Annotated in this window: 19 protein-coding genes, 1 tRNA gene and 1 pseudogene; 4 read left to right on the forward strand and 17 right to left on the reverse strand. The window is 68.8% G+C overall.

The annotated features are described in order from the left end of the window. Window positions 1-145: 145 nt before the first annotated feature. Complete coding sequence (locus tag P7V53_RS19765) at window positions 146-910, reverse strand: SapC family protein (RefSeq protein WP_280151225.1); 765 nt, start codon at window positions 908-910, stop codon at window positions 146-148. Between the two features lie 24 nt (window positions 911-934). Beyond that, complete coding sequence (locus P7V53_RS19770; RefSeq protein WP_280151226.1) at window positions 935-2233, reverse strand: hemolysin family protein; 1299 nt, start codon at window positions 2231-2233, stop codon at window positions 935-937. A gap of 46 nt (window positions 2234-2279) precedes the next feature. On the opposite strand from P7V53_RS19770, the gene P7V53_RS19775 reads away from it, so the two are divergent. Continuing rightward, window positions 2280-3101, forward strand: a complete 822-nt coding sequence (locus P7V53_RS19775; protein WP_280151227.1) for a symmetrical bis(5'-nucleosyl)-tetraphosphatase — start codon at window positions 2280-2282, stop codon at window positions 3099-3101. A 73-nt stretch (window positions 3102-3174) separates the two neighbouring features. Beyond that, window positions 3175-3264 (forward strand) — tRNA-Ser (locus tag P7V53_RS19780). A 9-nt stretch (window positions 3265-3273) separates the two neighbouring features. Here P7V53_RS19780 and P7V53_RS19785 read toward each other — a convergent pair. The 5 genes from P7V53_RS19785 to P7V53_RS19805 form a co-directional block, all read right to left on the reverse strand. Continuing rightward, window positions 3274-3879 carry a PEP-CTERM sorting domain-containing protein gene (locus P7V53_RS19785; protein ID WP_280151228.1) on the reverse strand — a complete coding sequence of 202 codons (606 nt, stop codon included), beginning with the start codon at window positions 3877-3879 and terminating at the stop codon, window positions 3274-3276. 167 nt (window positions 3880-4046) lie between these two features. Next, the gene (locus P7V53_RS19790; RefSeq protein ID WP_280151229.1) at window positions 4047-4247 is read right to left on the reverse strand and encodes a hypothetical protein; all 201 of its coding nucleotides are present in this window, start codon (window positions 4245-4247) and stop codon (window positions 4047-4049) included. Window positions 4248-4309: 62 nt separating this feature from the next. Then, entirely contained in the window at window positions 4310-5971 is a 1662-nt protein-coding gene (locus tag P7V53_RS19795) for a GGDEF domain-containing protein (protein WP_280151230.1), read from the reverse strand. 12 nt (window positions 5972-5983) lie between these two features. Continuing rightward, entirely contained in the window at window positions 5984-8242 is a 2259-nt protein-coding gene (locus P7V53_RS19800) for an EAL domain-containing protein (protein WP_280151231.1), read from the reverse strand. Next, entirely contained in the window at window positions 8239-11241 is a 3003-nt protein-coding gene (locus P7V53_RS19805) for a PAS domain-containing hybrid sensor histidine kinase/response regulator (RefSeq protein WP_280151232.1), read from the reverse strand. Before P7V53_RS19805 ends, P7V53_RS19800 begins: the two co-directional genes overlap by 4 nt. A 141-nt stretch (window positions 11242-11382) precedes the next feature. On the opposite strand from P7V53_RS19805, the gene P7V53_RS19810 reads away from it, so the two are divergent. Beyond that, window positions 11383-12567, forward strand: a complete 1185-nt coding sequence (locus P7V53_RS19810) for an ATP-binding protein (RefSeq protein WP_280151233.1) — start codon at window positions 11383-11385, stop codon at window positions 12565-12567. A gap of 58 nt (window positions 12568-12625) precedes the next feature. Here the strand turns inward: P7V53_RS19810 and aroQ are convergent, their stop codons facing one another. The 10 genes and pseudogenes from aroQ to P7V53_RS19860 all read right to left on the reverse strand — a co-directional run bounded on the left by aroQ (window position 12626) and on the right by P7V53_RS19860 (window position 21589). Next, on the reverse strand, window positions 12626-13063 hold the full coding sequence (gene aroQ, locus P7V53_RS19815) for a type II 3-dehydroquinate dehydratase (RefSeq protein WP_280151234.1): 438 nt from the start codon (window positions 13061-13063) through the stop codon (window positions 12626-12628). Further along, window positions 13060-13977, reverse strand: a complete 918-nt coding sequence (locus P7V53_RS19820) for a sugar phosphate isomerase/epimerase family protein (RefSeq protein WP_280151235.1) — start codon at window positions 13975-13977, stop codon at window positions 13060-13062. The genes aroQ and P7V53_RS19820 overlap by 4 nt, the downstream gene beginning before the upstream one ends. A 9-nt stretch (window positions 13978-13986) precedes the next feature. Next, a pseudogene (locus P7V53_RS19825) lies at window positions 13987-14841 on the reverse strand (VOC family protein). 16 nt (window positions 14842-14857) lie between these two features. Next, window positions 14858-15910 (reverse strand): Gfo/Idh/MocA family oxidoreductase, encoded by a 1053-nt coding sequence (locus tag P7V53_RS19830; RefSeq protein WP_280151236.1) that lies wholly within the window; start codon window positions 15908-15910, stop codon window positions 14858-14860. Next, window positions 15907-16656, reverse strand: coding sequence for an ABC transporter ATP-binding protein (locus P7V53_RS19835; protein ID WP_280151237.1), 750 nt, complete (start codon window positions 16654-16656; stop codon window positions 15907-15909). Before P7V53_RS19835 ends, P7V53_RS19830 begins: the two co-directional genes overlap by 4 nt. A gap of 116 nt (window positions 16657-16772) precedes the next feature. Continuing rightward, on the reverse strand, window positions 16773-17519 hold the full coding sequence (locus P7V53_RS19840; protein WP_280151238.1) for an ABC transporter ATP-binding protein: 747 nt from the start codon (window positions 17517-17519) through the stop codon (window positions 16773-16775). After that, complete coding sequence (locus P7V53_RS19845; RefSeq protein ID WP_280151239.1) at window positions 17516-18502, reverse strand: branched-chain amino acid ABC transporter permease; 987 nt, start codon at window positions 18500-18502, stop codon at window positions 17516-17518. The genes P7V53_RS19840 and P7V53_RS19845 overlap by 4 nt, the downstream gene beginning before the upstream one ends. Next, window positions 18499-19374 carry a branched-chain amino acid ABC transporter permease gene (locus P7V53_RS19850; RefSeq protein ID WP_280151240.1) on the reverse strand — a complete coding sequence of 292 codons (876 nt, stop codon included), beginning with the start codon at window positions 19372-19374 and terminating at the stop codon, window positions 18499-18501. The genes P7V53_RS19845 and P7V53_RS19850 overlap by 4 nt, the downstream gene beginning before the upstream one ends. 176 nt (window positions 19375-19550) lie before the next feature. Then, the gene (locus P7V53_RS19855; RefSeq protein WP_280151241.1) at window positions 19551-20702 is read right to left on the reverse strand and encodes an ABC transporter substrate-binding protein; all 1152 of its coding nucleotides are present in this window, start codon (window positions 20700-20702) and stop codon (window positions 19551-19553) included. Further along, on the reverse strand, window positions 20699-21589 hold the full coding sequence (locus P7V53_RS19860) for a shikimate dehydrogenase (protein WP_280151242.1): 891 nt from the start codon (window positions 21587-21589) through the stop codon (window positions 20699-20701). Before P7V53_RS19860 ends, P7V53_RS19855 begins: the two co-directional genes overlap by 4 nt. A gap of 110 nt (window positions 21590-21699) precedes the next feature. On the opposite strand from P7V53_RS19860, the gene P7V53_RS19865 reads away from it, so the two are divergent. Continuing rightward, window positions 21700-22473, forward strand: a complete 774-nt coding sequence (locus P7V53_RS19865; RefSeq protein ID WP_280151243.1) for an IclR family transcriptional regulator C-terminal domain-containing protein — start codon at window positions 21700-21702, stop codon at window positions 22471-22473. Window positions 22474-22505 lie beyond the last annotated feature (32 nt).

The raw sequence follows: 22505 nt of genomic DNA on the forward strand, positions 1-22505 counted from the left end.
GCGGACCGGGGAGGGGATGCTAGCGCGCGGGATGGGGGCTGTGGCGCGATGGCCGCACCGGCGGTGCGAACGGCAGTGTTGGCCACGGCTTGACGATTGCCCTCACCCCAACCCTCTCCCGCGAGCGGATGAGGGAGATCTCGGCCTACGCCTTCGCGGTCTTCGCCTGCGCCGCCAGTCGCATCGCCTTGCGCTCGATCAGCATCTGCATGTTGTGCAGGGACAGCAAGTGGATCTGCAGCAGCATCAGCATGCCGTTGCGATGCAGCTCGATGACATCCTTGTCGGGCAGCGCATTGAGCTTGTCCTCGTCGACGGTGAGAAAGCCTTCCACCTTCAACTCCCCGTCGGGCAGCGTGGCATTGGCCGCCATCTCCTTGAGCACGTCGAGCTCGAGAAGCCGCAGGCAGAACTGGCGCGTGCGCTGCTGCTCCTGGTCGAAGCTGCGCAGGAACTCGATGGACCGCTGCAACACCGGCGCGGGCTTGCCGTCGGCGTCGAACAAGGGCTCGCCTTCGGTGTCGTTGAAGCCGCTCCAGGCCGCGTCGACGAACACCGCGGACGACGACTCCGAATCCTGCACGCCCGCGGTCAGGAATGGAAAGCGTCGGATGAACGCCGGCACGTAGCGCGCCTCCCAGCGGCCTTCGTTGATCACCAGGTTCTCGTTGGCCGCTACGCCGAGCAGCGCGACGGGCGCGATCATCGCCTTGCCATCGGGCAGGCGCTCGCCGGTGTGCACGAAGATGATCGGCAGCGACATCGCCGCCGACGGGAATTCGGTGGCAGCGAGGAACACCGCGTGCATGTCCTTGGCGACCGAAAGGTCCACGAGCGGCTTCACCTTCTTGTGCCGGTGCACGGCCGGATCGAGAAGCTGAGGATCTCGGTAGAGGGCGGACTTGATCAAGGCGATGCTCCCGGAACTTCGACACTACGGGGTGGTGACCGGCGCGATCGCCTGCGCCAGCACCTTGTCGACGCGCTTGCCGTCGAGATCGATCACCTCGAAGCGCCAGCCTTCCCACTCCACGGCATCCGCAGTGCAGGGAAGGCGGCCCAGCAGCAACATGATCATCCCGGCAAGCGTGTTGTAGCGGCCGCGGTCTTCCTCGGGCAGCCCCTTGAGGTCGAGCCGGTCCTTCAGTTCGGGCACGGGGATCAGGCCGTCGAACAGCCAGCTGCCGTCTTCGCGCTGCACCGCCCACGAATCCCCCGACGCGGGGGTGGTGAACTCGCCGGTGATGGCCTCGAGCACGTCGCGCACGGTGATCACGCCCTGCACCTCGCCGTACTCGTCGACCACGAACACGAGCTGCGCGCCCGAGGCGCGGAAATGGTCGAGCAGCTCCATGCCCGACAGCGTCTCGGGCACGAACACCGGCGGCTGCAGCTTCTCGGTGAGCGACAGCGAACGTCCCTGCATGAGCTGCTGCAGCAGGCTTTGCGCCGACACAACGCCCAGCACGTCGTCGAGGCCGCCGCGGCACACCGGATAGCGCGAATGCTCCTCGTCCTCGATGACGCGCAGCACCTCTTCCTGTGGAGCTTGCGCGTCCAGCCACACGATCTCGACGCGCGGGATCATCATCGAGCCGACCTGCCGGTCGTCGAGACGAAACACGTTGCGCACCATCTGGTGCTCCTGCTCCTCGATGACGCCGGCATCGACGCCCTCTTCCAGGCTCGCGGCGATCTCCTCCTCGGTGACGCTGCGCGACGGACCGCCCTGGATGCCCAGCAGGCGCAGCGTGCCTTCGGTGCTCATCGAGAGCAGCCGCACGAAGGGCCGGGCCAGCAGCGACAGCCACTCCATCGGCGGCGCGACCAGACGCGCCACCGTCTCGGGGTACATCTGGCCGAGGCGCTTGGGCACCAGCTCGCCGAAGATGATCGTGAGAAACGTGATGACGACCACCACCATCGCGGTGGCGCTGATCTCGGCCGCCTTGTCGCCGATGGGCAGCGTGGCATGCAGCCACTTGGCGAACGGGCCCGAGAACGCCGCGTCGCCGACGATGCCGTTGAGGACCCCGATCGACGTGATGCCGATCTGCACGACCGAGAGGAACTTGGTGGGGTTGTCATGCAGGTCGATCGCCGCCTGGGCGCCCGCTTCGCCGCTTTCCACCATCACCTGGAGCCTGGCCTTGCGGCTGGCGGTCAGTGCCATTTCCGACATGGCGAAAACGCCGTTCAGCAGGATCAGGAAGATCAGCAGGGCAACGTCCATGCGGCGCGCGCGGGGGGAAAGCGGGGAGCGTAGCAGAATCGACCCCATGAACTACATCGTCGGCGACGTGCAGGGATGCGGCGATGCGCTCGATCGCCTGCTCGAGCGGATCGACTTCTCGCCGTCGCGCGACCACGTGGTCGTGCTGGGCGACCTGGTCAACCGCGGGCCCAAGAATCTCGCCACGCTGCAGCGACTGCGCGGGCTCGGCGCCTCGGCGACCTGCCTTCTGGGCAACCACGACCTGCACCTGCTCGCGGTTGCGCACGGCCTGCGCTCATCGCACGGCGACGACACGCTCGCCGACATCCTCGAGTCCCCGCAGCGCGCCGAGTGGATCGCGTGGCTGCGCGCACATCGGCTCGCGGTATTCCACGATGGCTGGCTCATGGTGCACGCCGGCGTCGTCCCGCAATGGGACCTGGAGACGACGCTGAGGCTCGCCGGCGAAGTGGAGCAGCACCTGCGCAGCGACAACATGCGCGACTTCCTGTCGGTGATGTACGGCAACGAGCCCTCGCGCTGGGACGACTCGCTCGGCGGGGCGGATCGGCTGCGCTTCACGGTCAACGTGCTGACGCGCATCCGCTTCGTCCAGCCGGACGGCACGCTCGAGCTCAAGAGCAAGGAAGGCGCGGGCAAGGCCCCGCCGGGCGTGGTGCCGTGGTTCGAAGCGCCCGCACGCAAGACGCAGGGCGTGCCCATCGCTTTCGGCCACTGGTCGGCACTCGGCCTGGTCAATCGTCCCGATCTGCTGGCGCTGGACACCGGCTGCGTATGGGGCGGCCAGCTCACCGCAGTGCGCGTCGACGGGGGACGGCGCGAGGTGATCCAGGTGCCGTGCGGCGGAGCGCCGCGCGCGCGTTGATGGACGCGGCGCAGGCCTACGCGCTCGGCTGGCGCAAGGCGTGGACGACTACAATCTGCGCCTTCATTTCGCGGGAAGCGTGGCCGAGCGGTTTAAGGCACTGGTCTTGAAAACCAGCGATGGGGAAACCCATCCGTGAGTTCGAATCTCACCGCTTCCGCCAAGGCTGCCATCACGCCGTGGCGTTCGCACGCGGCCGCAGCGCCAACGCGATGCCGGCGATCCCGAGCAGCCACATCGCATAGGTCTCGGGCTCAGGCACCGCCGTCACGATGCGCAAAGTGCCCCCGGCCGTCGTCAAGGACGCATCCATCGCGGAAAACCGGTTGCGTGGAAGTACGCCAGGCAGGTGCATGTCGATGAACGGGACGTCGCCGCTGCCCACGAGCCCGCCGACCAGGTCCACCACCTGCCCGTTCTCGATGAGGAACCCGGGTGCGGAGGCGAAGCCGCTCTGGTTGCGAAACGTGGCGAGTGCCGTGTTGTCGGGCCCGGTCGAGTAGATCAGGTTGCCGAACGGCAGATAGAAATCGGAGATGGCAGCGGTGTTGTTGATGCCGTCGGTCAGCAGGATGGCGCTGTCGATCGAGAAGTGGCCCACGAACACCTGCCCGGTGCTCAAGCAGCCGAAGGTCAGCGGCAGGTTCAGGGCGCAACCGGGAGAGTTGCTGACTTGATCGACCTGCAGGATGAGGTCGTAGCTGGTCAGCGCGCCCACGGCGGCCGACGACATCCCAAAGGCCATCGCGATGGCGGCCAGTGACTTTTTCGCGCTCAAGGAGTGCCCCCTTCGACTGTTTATTCGCGGAATCGTCGCCGGGATCGCGAAGCCAGCACAACCCCCCAGTTTGAAATCGGGTTACTCCGCGTCGCGCCGATGCCACGCACTCGCGTGCGAGACCACTCCTCGCGGAAGCGGCGTGTAGGAACTACACGCCGCCGGGCTCACCCGCCGCCTATGCCTTTGACGACTTTGCCGCGGCCCCCGCATTCGGTACAGACTGCATTGGCAAGTCGGCCGCTGCCGCCGCAGCGCGGACAGACGTCCTCGCCGGTGCCCGGCGTGCCCGCAGGTGCCTGGTCGCCAGGCGCCATCGGGCGCTGTTCCTTCGGGTCGCGGTCGTTGGGGGATGAGGCTTCAGCCATGGCGGATCTCCTCGGCTTGTCGGTTCTGCGTCTTCAGCAAGCGGGGTGCCCCCGACCACGCTTCAGTTGATGCAAGTCCGGTTCTTCCCGGTCCGCTTGGCTTCGTACAGGGCCTGGTCGGCGCGCTCCAGCGCCTCCTCGATGCGCTCGCCTGGTCGATATGCGGTGACACCGGCGGAGAAGGTGACGAAGATCTGCTTGTTCTCGTGCATGAACAGGCCGCCGCTCAGCGAGCGCTGCAGACGGGTCAGGATGAGCTGGCCCTCCTCCACCGGCGTGTCGGGCAGCAGCACGACGAATTCCTCGCCGCCGTAGCGCGCGGTGAGATCGGTGGGACGCAGCGTGCGGCTCACCACCGCGGCCAGCGACTTCAGGGCCTCGTCGCCGACCCCGTGTCCCAGCTCGTCGTTGAGCCGCTTGAAGTTGTCGATGTCGAGCAGGCCGACGCACAGGCGGCTGCCGGTGCGTTCCATGCGCGAGCGCTCGGCCTCGAAACCCTGCATCAGGCCGCGCCGGTTGGCGATCTGCGTGAGCTGGTCGGTCGACACCTCTTCCGAGAGGCGGCGCAGCTCGCCTTCGAGCTCGCTGACGCGCTGCGTGAGCCCGCTGGCGCGCGTGTGCTCGTCGTGCAGCCGCTGCTGCGTCTGCGCGACCAGCGCCTGCACGGTCCGGCTTTCCTCCACCATCTCGCGCACGACGCCGGTCAGGCTCTCGAGCGTGTCGGCCTTCTCGATGACGTCGGCGTAGCGGCCCACGCTCTGGTGGAAGCGTCCGGTCTGCGAGCCCAGCTCGTCGAGCTCGCTCAGCATGCGGCCGATCAGGGTCTTCAGCGCATCGCGTGCGCGCTGCCGCTCGATCCTGAGCTGGCCCTGGCGCTCCCGTGTGGTGTGCAGAAGGTCGCTCACCGACTTGACGCCGCGCGCCGTCAGCCCTTCGTCGATCTTGAGCCGCATCGCCTCGCACTGCCCCTGCGCCCAGCTGTCGTCCTCGGCCAGGTCGGACAGGCTGGCGGTGAGTTCGCGGCACAGGTCGCCCAGCTGATCGAGCAGGTGATGGCGGTGCTGCAGCACGCGTTCAGCGCGCTGGCACAGCAGCTTGAGCTCGTCGGCGAGCAGCGGCGTCGCACCCTGATCCTGGATGCGCCGCGACGCATCGGCGATGGCCGCGGCCAGCACCCGGCTGTCGGCTTCGCTGCCGGGCAACGCGTGCTGCACGGTGGCGTCGAAGATGGCGACGATGCGGTTCCAGTCGGGCACCGCGGCGGACGCATCGGCACCGGCGGGCACGCGGGCCGATGCCGTCTCCGGCGCCTCGTCGAGCGGCACCGGCACGGTCTCGACGCCGCCCTCCTCGGGCGCTTCGCTCTCCCAGCTGGCGACCAGTTGCCGCAGCCGCTGCTGCAGCCGCGCGGCGTCGCCGCGGCTGCCGCTCAGCACGCGTTGCAGGCTGTCCTTCTTGCGCGCCGTCGTCCATTGGCGGCTGCGCTGCTCCACCCCGCGAACGATGCGGTCGATCAGCTCGGCCAGCTGCTCGCCGCCGCCTTCGGGCGCCGCGCGCGGCGACGGCGCGACACCCATCTCCTGCTGGTAGGCCCGCTCGTAGTTCTCCGGTGTCGGCTCCAGCTTGTCCATCACCAGCCGGCGCAGCGCCGCCTTGGCAAGCTGGGCAGGCAGCATGGGGTCGGCGGATGCGGAAGGGGCCGCGCTCTTCGGCGGGGTCGCCATGGAGGTTCCTCGTCAGCCGGCCGGCGTGGCGCGGTGGCCCCCGCGGCCTTCCGCGGCGCGCAGCGCGTCGGCCATGTCGTTGACGCCGGCCTTGCCGATCCACGGCGCCTTCTTGGGCAGCACCGTCTGCTGCAGCCAGGTCTCGATGTCCTCGGGCAGCTGCGGCTTGCTGAACAGGAAGCCCTGCATCACGCCGCAGCCGAGGCGATGCAGCACCTCCATCTGGCGCAGGTTCTCCACGCCCTCGGCGATGACGCGCAGGCCCAGCGAGCGGGCCAGCGCGATGATGGCGGTGACCACCGCGGAGCTCTGCGGGGTGAGCCCGAGGTCGCGCACGAAGCTGCGGTCGATCTTGAGCTCGGAGATCGGCAGCGTGGTCAGGTACGCGAGCGACGAATAGCCGGTGCCGAAGTCGTCGATCGAGATCTCGACGCCGATCTCGTTGAGGCGGTGCAGCGACGGGATGACGTTCTGCAGATCCTTCATCAGGCCCGTCTCGGTGATCTCGAGCTCGATGGCGTGGTGCGGCACGCCGTACATCGTGACCGCCTGGTGGATGTGCTCGACCAGGTCGGTGCGCTCGAACAGGCGGTTCGGCAGGTTGACGGCAATCGAGTCGGAGAAGCCGAAGCTGTCCTGCCACACGCGCGCCTGGCGGGCGGTCTCGCGGATCGCCCATTCGGACAGCGGGATGATGAGCCCGGTCTCCTCGGCCAGCGGGATGAAGTCGCCCGGTGGCACCAGCACGCCGGCGCGCTGCCAGCGCATGAGTGCCTCGGCGCCGACCATCTTGGCGGCGCGCACGTCGATCTTGGGCTGGTAGTGCAGCACCAGCTCGTTGCGCTCGATCGCCTTGTGCAGCGCGCTCTCGAGCTCCAGCTTCTCGCGGCCCTTGCCGGCGAGCTGCGGCCGGTACAGCGACGCCGCATTGCGGCCCTGCGCCTTCACCGAGTACATGGCGACGTCGGAGTTGCGCATCAGGTCGGCCACCGACAGGCCGTCGCGCGGGAACATCGCGATGCCGACGCTGGCCGTGACGAAGCATTCCTGGCCGCCGACGAAGATCGGCTCGCGCATCAGGTCGAGGATGCGCACCGCCACACGCTCGGCGTCGCGCTCGTCCACCACCTCGGGCAGCAGCGCGACGAACTCGTCGCCGCCCAGGCGGCCCACCGCCTCCAGCGTGCGGTGCGAGCGCGAGCCCATGGCCTCGAGCGAGCTCTCCATCACCTGGTCGCAGTGGCGCACGCATGAACGCAGGCGGCGCGCCACTTCCATCAGCAGCTCGTCGCCGGCGCCATGGCCCAGCGTGTCGTTGATGACCTTGAAGCGGTCGAGATCGATGAGCAGCAGGCTCACCTGGTGGTTGAGCCGGCGCGCGTACTCGAGCGCGCGCTCGGTGCGCCAGATGAGCTGGCGCCGATTGGGCAGGCCGGTCAGCGCATCGAAGTTGGCCAGGTGGCGGATCTTGTCCTCTGCCATGCGCCGGTCGGTCACGTCCTGCACGATGCCGGTGTAGCCCTGCAGGTTGCCGTGTTCGTTGAACTCGGGCTCGGCCTCGGTGTGGATGATGCGCTGGCGGCCATCGGCCAGCGTCACCGGGATGTCGGTGGCAAGCACCGAGCTGTGGCTCAGCACGTCGTGCAGCACGGTAAGAAAGCCCGCGCGGTCTTCCGGGGGCAGCATGCGCAGCAGCTGGCGGAACTCCAGGCGCACGCCGGGCCCGAGGCCGAAGACGCGCAAACCCTCGACCGAGAACACCGGGCTGCCGTGCTCGCGCTTCCAGTCGAAGCTGCCCATGCGGGCCAGGTCCTGCGCGCGGGCCAGCTTGGACTTGCTGCGCTCCAGCTCCTGGCGCGTGCGCGACGAGCGCAGCAGGTAGCGCAGGCGACCGGCCAGCAGGCTCCACTGGGTGGACTTGACGAAGAAGTCGGTCGCGCCGGCCTCGTAGGCGCGGTTGATGGACGCATCGTCGTCGAGGCCGGTCAGCATGAGAACCGGCAGCGACTCGAAGCCCGGCAAGGCGCGCAGCTCGCGGCAGGTCTGGAAGCCGTCCATGCCGGGCATCATGGCGTCCAGCACGACGACGTCGGGCAGCCAGTCGGCCAGCACCTGGATGGCGCGCTCGCCGCTCGTGGCCTCGGTGATGGAGAAGCCGCGCTCGCGCAAGGCGATGCTGGTCAGCAAGAGGTTGACCTCGTCGTCGTCGACGAGGAGGACTCGAGGCTGACCCAGCGATTCGTCGTCGCTCAACGCAACGCTTGCGTTCATGTGGAGGCGTCCAGCAACCGCTTCAAAGCTTGTAACACGATCTCGACCTCGGCGGAAAGCTCCTCGACCCGGGCATCGACGTTTTCCAGCCTGTCCGTGCGAATCTTGGCTTCGATTTCGGCGCAGAGTTGCGACAGTTTCATGGCGCCTATGCTGGCCGACGACGACTTCAGCGTATGCGCGACATGCCGGATGCCGGCCGCGTCGCCGGCGCGCCGCGCATCCTGCAGCTGCGGCAGCAGCCGCGCCGCTGAAGCCTCGAAGGCCGTGATGACGCGCGACAGCAGCTGGTTCTCGCCCTTGGGATCGAGCTCGCGAAGCCGCTCCAGGGCGTCGGCGTCGAGCACTGTCTCCGTGCCCGCCGGCAGCGTCCACGCCCCTGTGGGCGCGCCGCCGCCCCTCGGCGGGCCGTCGGCGGGGCCGGCCGGCTTGGCACTCAGGCGTTTGATCAGCATGGCGAGCAATTGGCTTTGGCGAAACGGTTTGGACAGATAGTCATCGAAGCCCAGCGCCAGGAACCGGTCCTGGTCGCCTCCCAGCGCGTTCGCCGTGACGGCAATCACTGGGGTATGGCTCGGCGTGACGAACTCGAACCGGCCGCCGGACCCGCGGCGGAACCAGCCCAGCGCCTCGACGCCGTCCATGCCGGGCATCTGGATGTCCATCAGCACGAGGTCGAAGTGTGCCTCACACAGCGCGCGCAACCCCTGCATCGCGCCAGCGGCCACACGCACCCTGAGGCCGAGGTGGCGCAGCATCTGGCCGATGACCTCCTGATTGACGGGGTTGTCCTCGATGACCAGCACGCTGCCCGACAGGCGCGGGGAGAGCGGCACGCTGTCGCGGCGCTGCGCCGAGACGCCCAGGATGGCCTGGCGCAGCTCGGCCTTGCGCACCGGCTTGGCGACGAAGCGGTGAAAGCCCGCGAGCTGCGCCGCCCGCACGTCGTCCGGCGACGACACCGACGACAGCAGGATCATCTTCAGGTCCGGGTGGCTGCCGTCGACCTTCAGCGTGCGGCCGAAGGTCACGCCGTCCACACGCGGCATGTGCATGTCGACCAGCGCCAGGTCGTAGTGCGTGTCGAAGACCGTCTTGCCGCGCAGGATGTCGAGCGCCTGCTGGCCGTCCCCGGCCAGGGTCACATCCATGCCCCAGGCGCCCAGCATGTTCTCGAGCACCGTGCGGTTGGTCTCGTGATCCTCGACCACCAGCACGCGCATGCCGGACAACTCGGTGCCGTCGAGCTCGCCGACGGCGCTGTCGCCGATCGCCGGTCGCAACGGCAGGCGGAACAGGAAGTGCGATCCGATGCCCGGCGAGCTCTGCACGGTGATGCTGCCGCCCATCAGCTCGATGAGCTGCCGGGAGATCGCCAGCCCGAGCCCCGTGCCGCCGTAGCGGCGCGACATGCCGCCGTTGGCCTGCGTGAAGGCGCTGAACAGCCGGGGCAGCACCTCCGGATCGATGCCGATGCCGGTGTCGCGCACGCCGAACGCGAGCCAGACCGATCCGGCGGGCGCCTCCTGCGCCACGGGCACCGGGGCGTCGTCCGGGCGCAGCTCGACCACCACCTCGCCGTGCTCGGTGAACTTGATGGCGTTGGCGATCAGGTTGGTGAGCACCTGGCGCAGCCGCAGCGGATCGCCGTGCACGCTCGGCGGCAGCCCCGGTGCCTCGTAGAAGCTCAGCTCCAGGCCCTTCTCGTGCGCCCGCGGCGCCAGCAGCTCCAGCGTGTCCTCGACCACGCTGCGCAGCGAGAAGTCGGTCGGCGCCAGCTCGAGCTTGCCGGCCTCGATCTTCGAGAAGTCGAGGATGTCGTTGATGATCTCCAGCAGCGATTCGCCCGAGCGGTACACCGCCTTCGCGAAGCGGCGCTGCTTGTCGTTCAGCGGCGTGCCCAGCAGCAGCTCGGTCATGCCGAGGATGCCGTTCATCGGCGTGCGGATCTCGTGGCTCATGTTCGCCATGAACTGGCTCTTCGCCAGGCTTGCCGCCTCGGCGTCGTCGCGCGCACGTTCCAGCTCCACCTCGTGCTCGCGGTCGCGCGTCACGTCGGACACCAGGCCGTACACCCGCAGCGTGCCGTCGGGCAGCGTGCGCGTGCGCGAGCGCGAGCGTATCCAGCGCAGGCCCTTGCGCGGATGCTGGATGCGGTAGGTGATGTCGGCCGGCTCGCCGCGCATCTCGAGCTCGCGCCGCTGCGCCAGCAAGGGCACGTCGTCCTCGAGCAGGTGATCGAGGATGGCGCCGTGGCGCCGCTCGAACTGCTCGCGTGAGACGCCGTAGGTGTCGAAGGCGCTGCTGCCGAGAAACTCGAAGTGCGAGCGCTCGGGGTTGCTGACGAACAGCGTGTCCTCCATCGTCTCGGCAAGCTCTGCGTAGCGGGCCAGCGATTCCTCCAGCGGCGCCGGTCCCGCCGCCTCGCGCTGCGCCAGCGCGTCGAGCTGCGCCTTGACCAGCTCCAGCAGGCGGCCGAGCGCGTCCGTGCCGACCTCGAGCGCCGTGCCCTTGAGCGCCAGCATCGCGATCACCTGGCCACCGCGCGACACCGGAAGCGCGAAGCCGGCTTCGCTGCTGCCGGTCACCTCGCCGCTCTTCATCGCCACGCCGAGCGGAAACCGTTCCGGGACCACCAGCGTTTCGTGCGGCGCCTCCGGCGGCTCGTGCAGCGTGATTTCCTGCGCACCCAGCTCGTGGACCAGCTCGTCGCGCACGTCGCGCAAGGCATCGGCCAGCGACGGCGCCTTGCCGATGGTGCGCGTGAGCACCGTGGCGATGTCGAGCATCGCGCCGTCGTCGAGCGCGTGCGACTCGCCCGCGTCGGGAGTCGGCGCGGCGCGGACCTTCAGGTGGAAACGCCGCATCACCAGCGCGCCGATGAGCGCCAGCATCGCGAACGATGCCAGCAGCGCACCTTGCCGTCCGGGCGTGAACAAGGACACGCCGGCGGCGAGCGCAGCGAGCCACAGCGAGACGCGGGACAGGTAAGGCAGCATGGGATGAAGGCTCGGAACAACTCGCCATCGACGCAAGGACACGTCCTTGGCGCAGCGGCGCGGGGACGCAATTCGTCGATTTCGGCGCACCAATGCCGAACTTGAATCGGTCCGCGTCCGCATTCCTCACTTCTACAATCCATGCATGTTCCGCCGCAGTACAGCGCGATGCTGATCCCGCAGTCCGTCGCCTGGGGCATGGCGGCGATCATCATGGCTCTGTTCGCGTGGCTGCTGTCGCGGCAGCGGCGTCTGGCCGGCGAGCTTCGCGACGCGCGAATCCATGCGCGGGCGCTCGGCGACCTGTTCGACGTATGGCAGTGGCGCAGCGACGCCGATCACCATCTCACCCAGCTTCGCCCACCCAACGGCACACCGGCGGGCGCGTGGACGGTGCCGCCCGCGGGCGAGCTGCTGTGGACTCGCTTTCGCGCCGGCGACGAAGCGGCGGTGCGGGCGTGCGTCGGCGCCCATTCCCCGGTGTCGGACCTGCCGGTGCAGGTGCAGCTTCCCGGCGGCAAGCTGGCGCACGGCCAGCTGCGCGGCATCGCGCTGCACGACGGCGAAGGCCGCTTCGCCGGCTACCACGGCACGCTGCGCGTCCTGTCGGCCACGCCGGTGCCTCCGCGGCCGGTGCCGGCCGCGACCCACGCCGACAGCGAGAGCGAGTCCTTCAGCTACACGGTCTCGCACGACCTGCGCGCGCCGATCCGCGTGGTCGAAGGGTTCACCAAGATCCTGAAGGAAGACTACGGCCGCCTGCTCGACCGCATCGGCAACGATCACCTCGACCGCGTGCTCGGTGCGGCCGCGCGCATGAACTGCATGATCGATGCGCTGCTTGCGCTGTCGCAGCTGTCGACGCAGCCGCTCGCGCGGCAGCCGGTCCACCTGTCGCAGCTCGCTGCCTACATCGCCGACGACCTGAGGCGCCAGTCCCCGGAGCGCCGCGTGGCGGTCCACATCGAGCCGGAGATCCACGTCCAGGGCGACCCGACGCTGCTGCGCGTCGCGCTCGAGAACCTGCTCGGCAACGCCTGGAAGTACACGGCGAAGAGCCGCGATCCGCAGATCTGGTTCGGTCGCGACGTGCAGCAGACCGGATGCGTGTTCGCGGTGCGCGACAACGGGGCCGGCTTCGACATGCGCTTCGCCGACCGGCTGTTCGGCGTGTTCCAGCGGCTGCACAGCGCAACGGAGTTCCAGGGCACCGGCATCGGCCTGGCGTCGGTGCGGCGCATCGTTCGGCGCCACGGCGGAGACATCTGGGCCGAGAGCGAAGTCGATCGGGGCGCGACGTTCAGGTTCACGCTGGGCGAGACGTGATCGACTCGCGCTCACCCCGCCCCTCTCCCGCTCGCGAGAGAGAGCAAGGCGGGTCCGCTCAGCCGGCCAGCTTCTCCACCGCCGCCCGCACCGCCAGCCGATAGCCCATCACGCCGAGGCCCACGATGACGCCCTCGGCGATGTCGCTGAGGTAGGAGTGATGGCGGAAGGGCTCGCGCCGGTGCACGTTGCTGATGTGCAGCTCGAAGAACGGGATCGCCACGCCGGCCAGCGCATCGCGAAGCGCGACGCTGGTGTGCGTGTAGGCGCCGGGATTGATGACGATGAAGTCGACCTGCTCGGCGCGGGCGGCATGCACGCGGTCGACCAGGGCGCCCTCGTGGTTGCTCTGGAAGGTGAGCAGCTCCGCGCCCAGCGTCGCGGCCTCGTTGCGTGCCATCGCTTCCACATCGGCCAGCGTGGTGCTGCCGTACACCGCGGGCTCGCGCGTGCCGAGCAGGTTGAGGTTGGGTCCGTTGATCAGGAGGAGTTTCATCGTGGTCGTGCGCCGCCGGCGCTGCGCCTCAGGGTGATCGCGTTGGGAATGGGAACCGACCGGCGCAGCACATCCTCGCCGAGCCACAGCGCGCTGCGATAGGCGCGCGCGGCGACGGTGGCCGGCGGCATCTGCTGGTAGTCGTCGTTGAACACCTCGAAACTGTAGCCGCCGCGGTAGCCGAGCGCATGCAGTCGCAGCACCCATTGCGCGACCTGCTCGCTGTGCACCCCCTCGCCGGGAAAAACCCGAAAGTGCCGCGCGGTGGTGATGCGCTCCTCCACCGAGCGGATCTCCTGCCACATGAAGTCGGCCAGTTGCACGAGATAGATCTTGTCCGGATCGAGCATGTCGAGCTCTTCGATCGCGGTCTGGGTCGCGAAGGCATGGAAGGAGTCGAGGCCGATGCCCAGGTTGGGCATGTCGGCGCGGCAGACGATGTCCCAGGCCTGCGGGAACTCGCTCACCGTGCGGCCCCACGACAGCCCTTCGTAGGCGACCTTGACGCCCAGCGGCAGCGCGAGCATGGCCAGCTTGCGCAGGTCGGCGGCCATCTTCGCCGGATCGTCGCTCGCATGCGTGGAGGTCGACGAGCACGCTAGCAGCACCCTGGAGCCGAGCGCGGCGCACAGCTCCAGCATCGATTTCGCGACGTCCACCTTGTAGTCGTGCAGGTGGCCCGACAGGCCCTCGAAGTCGCGCAGCACCTGGAAGCCCGTCACGCGCAGGCCGCTGGCGCGAACCAGCCTCACCGCGGCATCCACGCCGCCGTCGTGGCCGACGACGTCGCGCGCGCTCAGCATGATCTGCGTGAAGCCGGCGTCGCGCGCGGCGCGCAGCCTGGTCTGCAGCGTGCCGGTCAGCGAGATGGTGTCGATGCCGAAGTCGTCGGTGTTGCCGCCGGGATGCTGCATGGCGATCTCCTATCGTTCGTCGTGCACCAGCTCGAACGCCACGCCGCCGAGGGCCGGCCGCGTCACCGCGCCGCGCGACTCGGTGTGCACGCCGGGCGATTCGACGAACTCGACGCCGCGTGCCCGCAGCTGGGCCACGGCGGCGAGCACGTCGCGCGCGCCGAAGGCCACGCGGTTCAGCATCTCGTCATCCTCGACGTCGAGGATGCCCGGCTCCGGCTCGATGAGCTGCCAGTAGAAGCCGCCGCACGGGCTCTTCAGCACGCGGCCCTTGGGCAGGATGCCGAAGCGCTGGTCGTCGGGCAGCTCGGAGAAGCCGAACAACTCGCGGTAGAACTCGGTCCAGTCCTCGGTGCGGTCGTTGCCGATGTACTGCACCACGCCGAACCAGCCCATCCCGGCAAGCGCGGGGGGCTCTCGCTGCGCGCCCGGGATGGTCACGAAGTCGACGTCCTAGATCGAAAACTCCTGCCAGCGGTCCACGAAATACAGCCGGCTCGCGCCCACGCCATGAATGGCGGGGATGTGCAGCTCCATCGGCTCGACCTGCACCGGAACGCCCCAGGCCCCGCGATCGAGCGCCCGGCGGTACGCAGCGCCTGCGTCGCGCACGCGCAGCGCGACCGCGGAGATCGTGGGCACCTCGTCGGAGGGCACGCCGTGGGCGTTGACGATCACGTTCATCGCACCCTGCCGGTACAGCGTGATCTCGCGCGAGCGGTGCCGCGCGATCGGATGGAAGCCCACCGTCTCCAGCAGCTGCCCCAGTGCCTGCGGCCGGCCGGTGCGGTACTCCACGAACTCGATGCCCGCGAGGCCCAGCGGGTTGGGCAGCTCGCCGATCGCTTCACGGTCTGCAGACATGACATCGCTCCTTGCGTCAATCGATGCGCACCGGCGCGCCGCCGCGCCGGGCCGACTCGACCACCGCGAGCGTCACGCGCAGCGTGCGCGCCGCGTCGGCGGCGCTGACGAGCGGCTCGTCGTGCCCGCGGATCACCGCGCAGAAGTGCGCGAGCTGGCGCGCCAGCGGATCGCCGACGCTGCGGTCGAGCACCTCGATGGCCATCGGCGTGAACCACGAGGGCTCTCCGACGCTGGTGCACAGGCGCATGGTCGGCACGTTCAGCGAGCCGCGGTCGCCGGCGATGATGTAGCAGTCCTCGTCGGCATGGCGGTCGTAGGCGGCGTTCTCGCCGGTTGTCTGCTCCCAGCTGCGCGCGCTGGCCGCGGTGTCGCTGAGCAGGAAGGTGCCGAGCGCGCCGCTGTGGAAGCGCAGGCTGATCGCCGCCGTGTCCTCCACCTCGAAGCCGCGCGCCGCGCTGGAGGCCATCGCCTGCACCTGCGCCACTTCGCCGAGCAGCATGCGCAGGTTGTCGATCTCGTGCACCAGGTTGATGAGGATGGGCCCGCCGCCGCGGCGCGTTCGCCACGGGCCGTCGCGGAAGTAGCCGGCCGGCTTGTGGAAGGTCGCGCTGCCGTTGACTGCGACGATGCGCCCGAGCCGCCCGCTGGAGATCACCGAGCGCGCCGCTTCCAGAATGCGGCTGTGGCGGCGGTGGTGGCCCACGAGCACCGGCACTCGGGTGGCAGCGGCGGCGTCCGCGAGCCGGTGCGCGTCTTCCAGCGTGTCGGCCACGGGCTTTTCCACCAGCACCGGCACGCCGCGCTCTATGCATTGCAGCGCGCCGGGGACGTGCATCGCATTCGGCGTGGCGAGGATCACGCCGTCGGGCCGCAGCGCGCCCAGCATCGTCGGCAGATCGTCGAACAGCGGCACGCCGGCGGCGCGCGCCACGTCGGCCGCGGCGGGCGATGGATCGGTCACGCCGGCCAGCAGGCAGTCGTCGTGGTCGGCGATGCGCTCGATGTGCGCGCGGCCGATGAGGCCGGCGCCCGCCACCGCCAGTCGCAGGGGAGCCCGCCGGGTCATCGCGCCACCACCTGCGGCGCCGCATGCGCGCCGCCCAGGAACAGGCGCTCGATGTTCGGATCGGCGAGCAGTTCGTCGGCGCGCTTGTGCAGCACCAGTCGCCCCGATTCGAGCGCGATCGCCTCGTCGGCCATCTTCAACGCGCTCTTCACGTTCTGCTCGACCATGAGCACGGTCGTGCCGCCGTCCGCGAGCTGGCGCAGAAGACGGAACACGTCGGCCACGACGAGCGGCGACAGGCCGATCGACGGCTCGTCGATCAGGATCACCTTGGGCCGCAGCAGCAGCGCCCGCCCCACCTCGAGCTGCTTCTGCTCGCCGCCCGAGAGCGCCGAGGCCGGGCTGTGCAGCCGTTCCTTCACGCGCGGGAAGCGCTCGAGCACCTCGGGAATGCGCTCGTGCGTGGTCTTCATGCCGAGCGTGATGCCGCCGAGCTCCAGGTTTTCCCACGCCGTGAGCTGGCCGAAGAGATTGCGGCCCTGCGGGACGAAGGCCACGCCGTGCTCGAGCAGCAGCTCCTTGGCGCCGGCGCCGGTGATGTCCTGGCCGTCGAGCCGGATGCGGCCCTGGCGCACCTTGAGCATGCCGAACAGCGTCTTCAGCACCGTCGACTTGCCGGCCCCGTTGGGGCCCAGCAGCAGCGTGATCCTGCCGCGCCTGGCGCGAAAGCTCAGGTTGTTGAGGATCATGAATTCGCCGTAGCCGGCGACGACGTCGTCGAATTCGATGCAGGTGTCTGTCGTCATCTCACTGCCTCGGCAAGGATGGAACCACGCGGGCACAGAGGGCACAGAGGAGATTCATTCCTTCCACCCTGCGTCTGCGTGGCTCTGTGTTCGAAAACAAGACCGCGGAGGACCATCTAGTTCCCCAGGTAGGCATCGAGCACTTGCTTGTTCGACCGGATCTGCGCCGGCGTGCCGACCGCCATCACGCGCCCTTCCACCATCACCATGATCCGCTGGCACAGGTCCATCACGAAGTCCATGTTGTGCTCGATCACCACGAAGCTGCCCTTGCGGCTGCGGTTCAGCTCCTTGAGCAAGGTGCTGATGCCGCCGACCAGGCTGGGGTTGACGCCCGCGCAAGGCTCGTCGAGCAGCACCAGGTCGGGCTCGCTCATGAACGCCATCGCGATGTCGACCAGCTTCTGCTGGCCGTAGCTGAGCTCGCCCGCCTTCTTGTGCGCGACGTGACGGATGCGGAACTGGTCGATCAGCGCATCGGCCTTGGCGCCGAGGCCGGAGTCGTTGGGCGCGAACAGGCGGCTGCCCATCGTGCCCTCGTGCTCCTGCGCCGCGACGATGAGGTTGTCGCGCACGCTCATCTTGCCGAACACCTGCAGCGTCTGGAAGGTGCGCCCCACGCCGCGGCGGTTGAGCTGCAGCGGGGACAGGTTGGTGATGTCCTTGCCGTTGAGCTCCACCGTTCCGGCATCGGCCTTGATCTGGCCGAGCACGCTGTTGAACATGGTCGTCTTGCCGGAACCGTTGGGCCCGATGACGCCGAAGATCTCGCCGGGCATCACCTCGAAGGACACGCCGTCCACCGCCTGGATCGCCCCGTAGGCCTTCTTCAGGCCGGTCACCTTGAGCAAGGGGGCGGTCATGTCGAAGCCCCGGCGGTTCGCGCTGCTGCGGCCGCACGTTCGGCCGAGGCTTCGCGCGCCTGCCTGCGCGCCTGGATGAGATCGGGAATGCTCAGCAGCCCGTCGGGCAGCCAGCGCATCAGCACCACCACCGCGGCGCCGAAGACGAACAGGTACCAGCCCTGTGCGAAGCGCAGCCACTCGGGGAGCAGCACGCCGACCGCGGTGCCGAGCAGCGGGCCGAAGAAGTAGCCCGAGCCGCCGACCACCACCATCAGGTACATCATGATGGAGCTGCCCACCGCGAACGGCGCCGGCTCGATGAACTGGACCAGCGACGCGAACAGCGCGCCGGCCACGCCCGCATACGCCGCGCCGATGGCGAACGACAGCAACGTGTAGGCCTGGATGTGGATGCCCAGGCTCTCGGCGCGGATGGGGTTGTCGCGCAGCGCGGTGAAGGCCTTGCCCCAGGGGGATCGCAGCAGGGCCCACAGCAGCGCGCACAGCACGATCGCGACCGCCAGCACGAAGTAGTAGTAGGCGAGATTGCCTTCCAGGCTCCAGCCCAGAAGATGCGGGCGCGCGATGTTGTTGATGCCGAAGGTGCCGCCGGTCAGCCACTCCTCGTTGCGCATCACCAGCCACAGCGCTGTGTTGAAGCCCAGCGTCGCGAACGCCAGGTAGATCGTCTGCACGCGCAGCGCCGGAAAGCCCAGCGCGAGACCGACGATGAAGCAGCCGATCGCCGCCAGCGGCAGGCCGAGCCAGAAGCTGAAGCCCGCCTTCATCAGGATCGCGACGCAGTAGGCGCCTATGCCGAAGAAGGCGGCATGGCCGAGCGACTTCTGCCCGGCGTAGCCGATGGTGAGATTGAGCCCCATCGTCGCGATGACGAACACCACCCAGGTGCTGAGCAGATACAGCCCGTAGCTCTTCAGGAACGGCGGCAACGCGAGCAGCACGAGAAGCCCGGCGAGGCCCACAAGCAGCGATCTCTTCATACCTTGCGCTCCACTTTCTTGCCCAGCAGACCCTGCGGCTTGAACAGGATCACCAGCATGAAGACGATCAGCGCCACCGCGTCCTTGTAGGCCGGCGAGATGTAGGCGGCGGCGAGGTTCTCGCAGACGCCCACGATCAGCCCGCCGAGCAGCGCGCCGCGCGAGTTGTTGAAGCCGCCGATGATGGCCGCGAAGAAGGCCTTGGTGCCCAGCGACTCGCCCATGTCGAACTTGGCGAGGTAGGTCGGCGTGACCAGCAGCGCCGCGGCACAGGCGAGCAGCGCGTTGATCGCAAAGGTGTAGAAGACCATGCGCGGCACGTCGATGCCCAGCACGGTGGCGCTGTCGGTGTTCTGCGCCACCGCCTGCATCGCTCGCCCGGTGACGGTCTTGGCCAGGAAGGCCTGCGTTCCCAGCACCAGGACCAGGGCGATCAGCAGCGTGCCCATGTCGGCCAGCGTGATGGTCACGCCGGCGATGTTGAACAGCTTGTCGGCGAACAGGCTGGGAAACGGATGCGCCTCGGCGCTGTAGCCGGCGCGCACGCCATTGCGCATCGCGATCGCCAGGCCGATCGTCGCGACGACGATGGGCATCAGCCCGAACTTCAGCAGCGGATCGGCGATGCCGCGTTTGAAGCCCCAGCCGAGCACGGCCACCGCGATCGCACAGGTCAGCACGAAGCTCACCAGCAGCGGCGCGCCGGCCATGTTGAAGGCCAGCATCAGGAAGGCCGGCAGCATCACGAATTCGCCTTGCGCGAAGTTGATCGTGCCCGACGCCTGCCACAGCAGCGTGAAGCCGAGCGCGGCCAGGGCATAGATGCCGCCGGTGGCAAGGCCGGAGAAGAAGAGCTGGAGAAAGTCGGTCATGGTCGGCTCCGGGCGACGGCCGTCAATTCACTTACCGCAGGCCCACCGCGCGGCTCCCTCTGCAGCAAGCGGGAGAGGGAGCTGCTGCTGCGCCATCGTTCCTGCCTGCAGGCCGGGCACGGCCACGGGCTTGCGGTGCTCTGTGGTTCGACTGAATTCGGCCGCAGCAACTCGGCTCAGCTCTGCTTCTTCCCCAGCGCCGGCAGCGTCTCCTTCACCTCCTGCTTGCCGTTCTTCACCTCGATGATGAAGCTCTCGCGGTCGAGGTCGCCCTTGTCGTCGATGGTGACGTCCATGATGACGCCGGGGTCCTTGGCGGCCGACACCGACAGGCCGTGCAGCGCCTTGGCCACCGCCTGGCGGTCGAGCTTGCCGGCCTTCTCGATGCCCGCCTTCAGCAGGTAGACGCCGGTGTAGCCCTTGATGCCGTTGTGATCGGAGACGTACTTGTATTCCTTCTCGAACTTGGCGCGGAAGGCGCGCATCGCCGGAATGGGCGCGTCGACCGTGAGACCCACGTGCGCCAGTGCGCCGTTGGCGGCCTCGCCGGCCAGGTCGATCACCTTCTGGCCGGTCAGCGTCGTCTCGCCGACGATGGGCTTGCTCCAGCCCTGCTTGCGCAGCTCGCGCAGGATGCGCGCCGACTCCTCCTCGTTGCTGTAGACGAACAGCACGTCGGCATTGCTCTGCTTGGCCTTCAGCACCGGCGCGGAGAAATCGACCTGGCCCGAGTCGGTGGAGATGTCGGCGGCCACCTTCAGCCCGGCGGCTTCGGCGGCGGTGCGGAACGCGTCGCGGCCGCCCTTGCCGAAGTCGTTGTTGACGAACATCACCGCCACCGTCTTGGCCTTCAGGTTGTTCGCGATGTAGCGCGCCACCTTGGGCATGGACGTGGTCTGCGTGAAGCTCGTGCGGAACACGTACGGATTGCCCTGCTGCGTGATGGAGGCGGCCTCGGCGCCGGTGAAGTTGGGCACTTCGGCGCGGCGCGTCTCCGCCATGCTCACCAGCATCGAGCCGGAGAACGTGGGGCCGAACACGGCGAAGGCGCCGTCGTCGACCGCCTTGGTCGCGAGGCCCTTGGCCACCCCGGGGTTGGACTGCGTGTCATTGACGGTGGCCTCGATCTTCTTGCCGAGAATGCCGCCGGCCGCGTTGATCTCGCGGATCGCCAGGTCGACGCCGTTCTTGAAGTTGGTGCCGGCGGTGGCGCCGGCGCCCGACAGCTCCTGGATCACCGCGATCTTCACGGTCTGCTGCGCGAAGGCGCCCAGGCTGAATGCGGCGCCTGCCGCGAAAGCCAGCAGCTTGAGGGTGGCGTGGGTCATGGCGTGTCTCCTTGTTGGAATGGAACGAACAGCGAACGGATCTCGCCCGGGTCCGACTGCACCGCGCGTGCGATGTGGTCGAAGCCGAAGAACGACAGGTATTCGGGCACCTGCTGCACCATCATCTCGAAGCCCGGGTGCGCGGCGATGCCGCGCGCATGGCAGGCGCGCAGCAACGGCGTCGGCTGGTTCTTCATCAGGATGTCGACCACGACCGTCTCGGCATCGAGGCGCGACACGTCGAAGGGCAGCGGATCGCCGGCGTTCAGGCCGAGCGGCGTGGCATTGACCACCAGGTCGAAGCCGGCGGGATCGGGCCGGTCGAGCGAGAGCATCTCGGCGCCGAAATCCCGCGACAGCCGCGCCGCGACGGCATCGGTGCGTCCGGCGGCGTGGTCGTAGAGCGCGATGGTGGCGGCCCCGCGCGCCGCCAGCGATGCAGCGATCGCGACGCCGCCCCCGCCCACGCCGACCACCAGCGCCCGGCAGCCCGCGATGGCGAAGCCGAAGTGGTCCAGCGCCTTGGTGAAGCCCACGCCGTCGAACAGCGCCCCTTCGAGGGAGCCGTCGGCATGACGGCGGGCGGCGTTCACCGCTCCGGCACTGCGGCCCAGCGCGTCGCACCGATCGAGCAGCCCCAGCATCGCGGTCTTGTGCGGAATCGCGAGCCACAGCCCGTCGATGTTGCGGGCGGTGAGCACGTGCCGGACGAAGTCGTCGAAATGCGCCGGCTCGACGTGCGCCGGCACCAGCACCGCATCGGCGCCGTGGCGGCGGAAGAGATGGTTGAAGGCCTCCGGCGCGCGCACCTGCGCCACCGGATCCCCGAGGATGAGGAACACCCGGGTGGTGCCGCTGATGATTTCCGTGATGCCGTTGCGCTTCATGTCGTCGGCAACGATAGGGAGACGGAGGGTTTCCCTCAAGGCAAATCGGCCCCTTGCGCGCGATGATCGCTCGACCCGCGCGACGATCGTTCGCTTGCCGGGTTTCCACCATGACCGCCGAGAAGTTCGAGATCAACCACAAGGACCTCATCGAAGGCCTGGGCAAGGGCCTGCGTGTCATCGAAGCCTTCGACGACGACCATCCCCGGCTCACCGCCAGCGAGACCGCCGCGCTGACGGGGATCACCCGCACGGCGGCGCGCCGCTTCCTGCTGAGCCTGTGCCACTTCGGCTATGCGGCAACCGATGGCAAGCACTTCTGGCTGTCGCCGCGAGTGCTGCGGCTGGGGCAGAGCTACCTCGGCGCGGCGCGCCTGCCGCGCCTGGTGCAGCCCTTCATCCAGCGGGCCTCGATGCAGAGCGGCGAGACCGTCAACATGAGCGTGCTCGACGGCCACGAAGTGGTCTACGTGGCGCGCAGCAACCCGCCGCGCTATGTCTCGATCGGCTACCAGGTCGGCGTGCGGGTGCCCGCACACGTGGTCACCCCCGGCTTCGCGATCCTGTCGAGCTACAGCGACGAGGCGCTCGATGCGTGGATCGCCGAGCACCAGTTCACGAGCTTCACGTCGCACACCATCACCGACCTGCAGGCGTTTCGCGACAACGTGCTGGCCGCTCGCGAGCTGGGCTACTGGATGACCGAGCAGCACCTCGACAACGGGCTGCGCGGCATCGCCATGCCGCTGAAGGACCGCAAGGGCGAATGCCGCGGGGCGATCGGCATGACCCTGCAGGTGCAGGCGTACAGCACGGAGCAGCTCGTCGCGAAGCTGCTGCCGCTGCTGCGGGAGGCGGCGCAGTCGCTGCGGCCCTTGTTGTGAAGTGGGCCGCCGGCGATCGGAGAAGTGCCGGC

This window comes from Piscinibacter sp. XHJ-5 (assembly GCF_029855045.1).
Lineage (GTDB): Bacteria > Pseudomonadota > Gammaproteobacteria > Burkholderiales > Burkholderiaceae_C > Albitalea.

What these genes read in the sequence shown, in the direction of transcription:
- P7V53_RS19790 (WP_280151229.1), bottom strand. Translation starts at nt 4,247, where the DNA reads ATGGCTGAAGCCTCATCCCCCAACGACCGCGACCCGAAGGAACAGCGC.
- P7V53_RS19850 (WP_280151240.1), bottom strand. Translation starts at nt 19,374, where the DNA reads ATGACCGACTTTCTCCAGCTCTTCTTCTCCGGCCTTGCCACCGGCGGC.
- P7V53_RS19820 (WP_280151235.1), bottom strand. Translation starts at nt 13,977, where the DNA reads ATGCAGCATCCCGGCGGCAACACCGACGACTTCGGCATCGACACCATC.
- P7V53_RS19775 (WP_280151227.1), top strand. Translation starts at nt 2,280, where the DNA reads ATGAACTACATCGTCGGCGACGTGCAGGGATGCGGCGATGCGCTCGAT.
- P7V53_RS19835 (WP_280151237.1), bottom strand. Translation starts at nt 16,656, where the DNA reads ATGACGACAGACACCTGCATCGAATTCGACGACGTCGTCGCCGGCTAC.
- P7V53_RS19845 (WP_280151239.1), bottom strand. Translation starts at nt 18,502, where the DNA reads ATGAAGAGATCGCTGCTTGTGGGCCTCGCCGGGCTTCTCGTGCTGCTC.
- P7V53_RS19860 (WP_280151242.1), bottom strand. Translation starts at nt 21,589, where the DNA reads ATGAAGCGCAACGGCATCACGGAAATCATCAGCGGCACCACCCGGGTG.
- P7V53_RS19770 (WP_280151226.1), bottom strand. Translation starts at nt 2,233, where the DNA reads ATGGACGTTGCCCTGCTGATCTTCCTGATCCTGCTGAACGGCGTTTTC.
- P7V53_RS19795 (WP_280151230.1), bottom strand. Translation starts at nt 5,971, where the DNA reads ATGGCGACCCCGCCGAAGAGCGCGGCCCCTTCCGCATCCGCCGACCCC.
- P7V53_RS19865 (WP_280151243.1), top strand. Translation starts at nt 21,700, where the DNA reads ATGACCGCCGAGAAGTTCGAGATCAACCACAAGGACCTCATCGAAGGC.
- P7V53_RS19830 (WP_280151236.1), bottom strand. Translation starts at nt 15,910, where the DNA reads ATGACCCGGCGGGCTCCCCTGCGACTGGCGGTGGCGGGCGCCGGCCTC.
- P7V53_RS19840 (WP_280151238.1), bottom strand. Translation starts at nt 17,519, where the DNA reads ATGACCGCCCCCTTGCTCAAGGTGACCGGCCTGAAGAAGGCCTACGGG.
- P7V53_RS19800 (WP_280151231.1), bottom strand. Translation starts at nt 8,242, where the DNA reads ATGAACGCAAGCGTTGCGTTGAGCGACGACGAATCGCTGGGTCAGCCT.
- P7V53_RS19805 (WP_280151232.1), bottom strand. Translation starts at nt 11,241, where the DNA reads ATGCTGCCTTACCTGTCCCGCGTCTCGCTGTGGCTCGCTGCGCTCGCC.
- aroQ (WP_280151234.1), bottom strand. Translation starts at nt 13,063, where the DNA reads ATGAAACTCCTCCTGATCAACGGACCCAACCTCAACCTGCTCGGCACG.
- P7V53_RS19810 (WP_280151233.1), top strand. Translation starts at nt 11,383, where the DNA reads ATGCATGTTCCGCCGCAGTACAGCGCGATGCTGATCCCGCAGTCCGTC.
- P7V53_RS19855 (WP_280151241.1), bottom strand. Translation starts at nt 20,702, where the DNA reads ATGACCCACGCCACCCTCAAGCTGCTGGCTTTCGCGGCAGGCGCCGCA.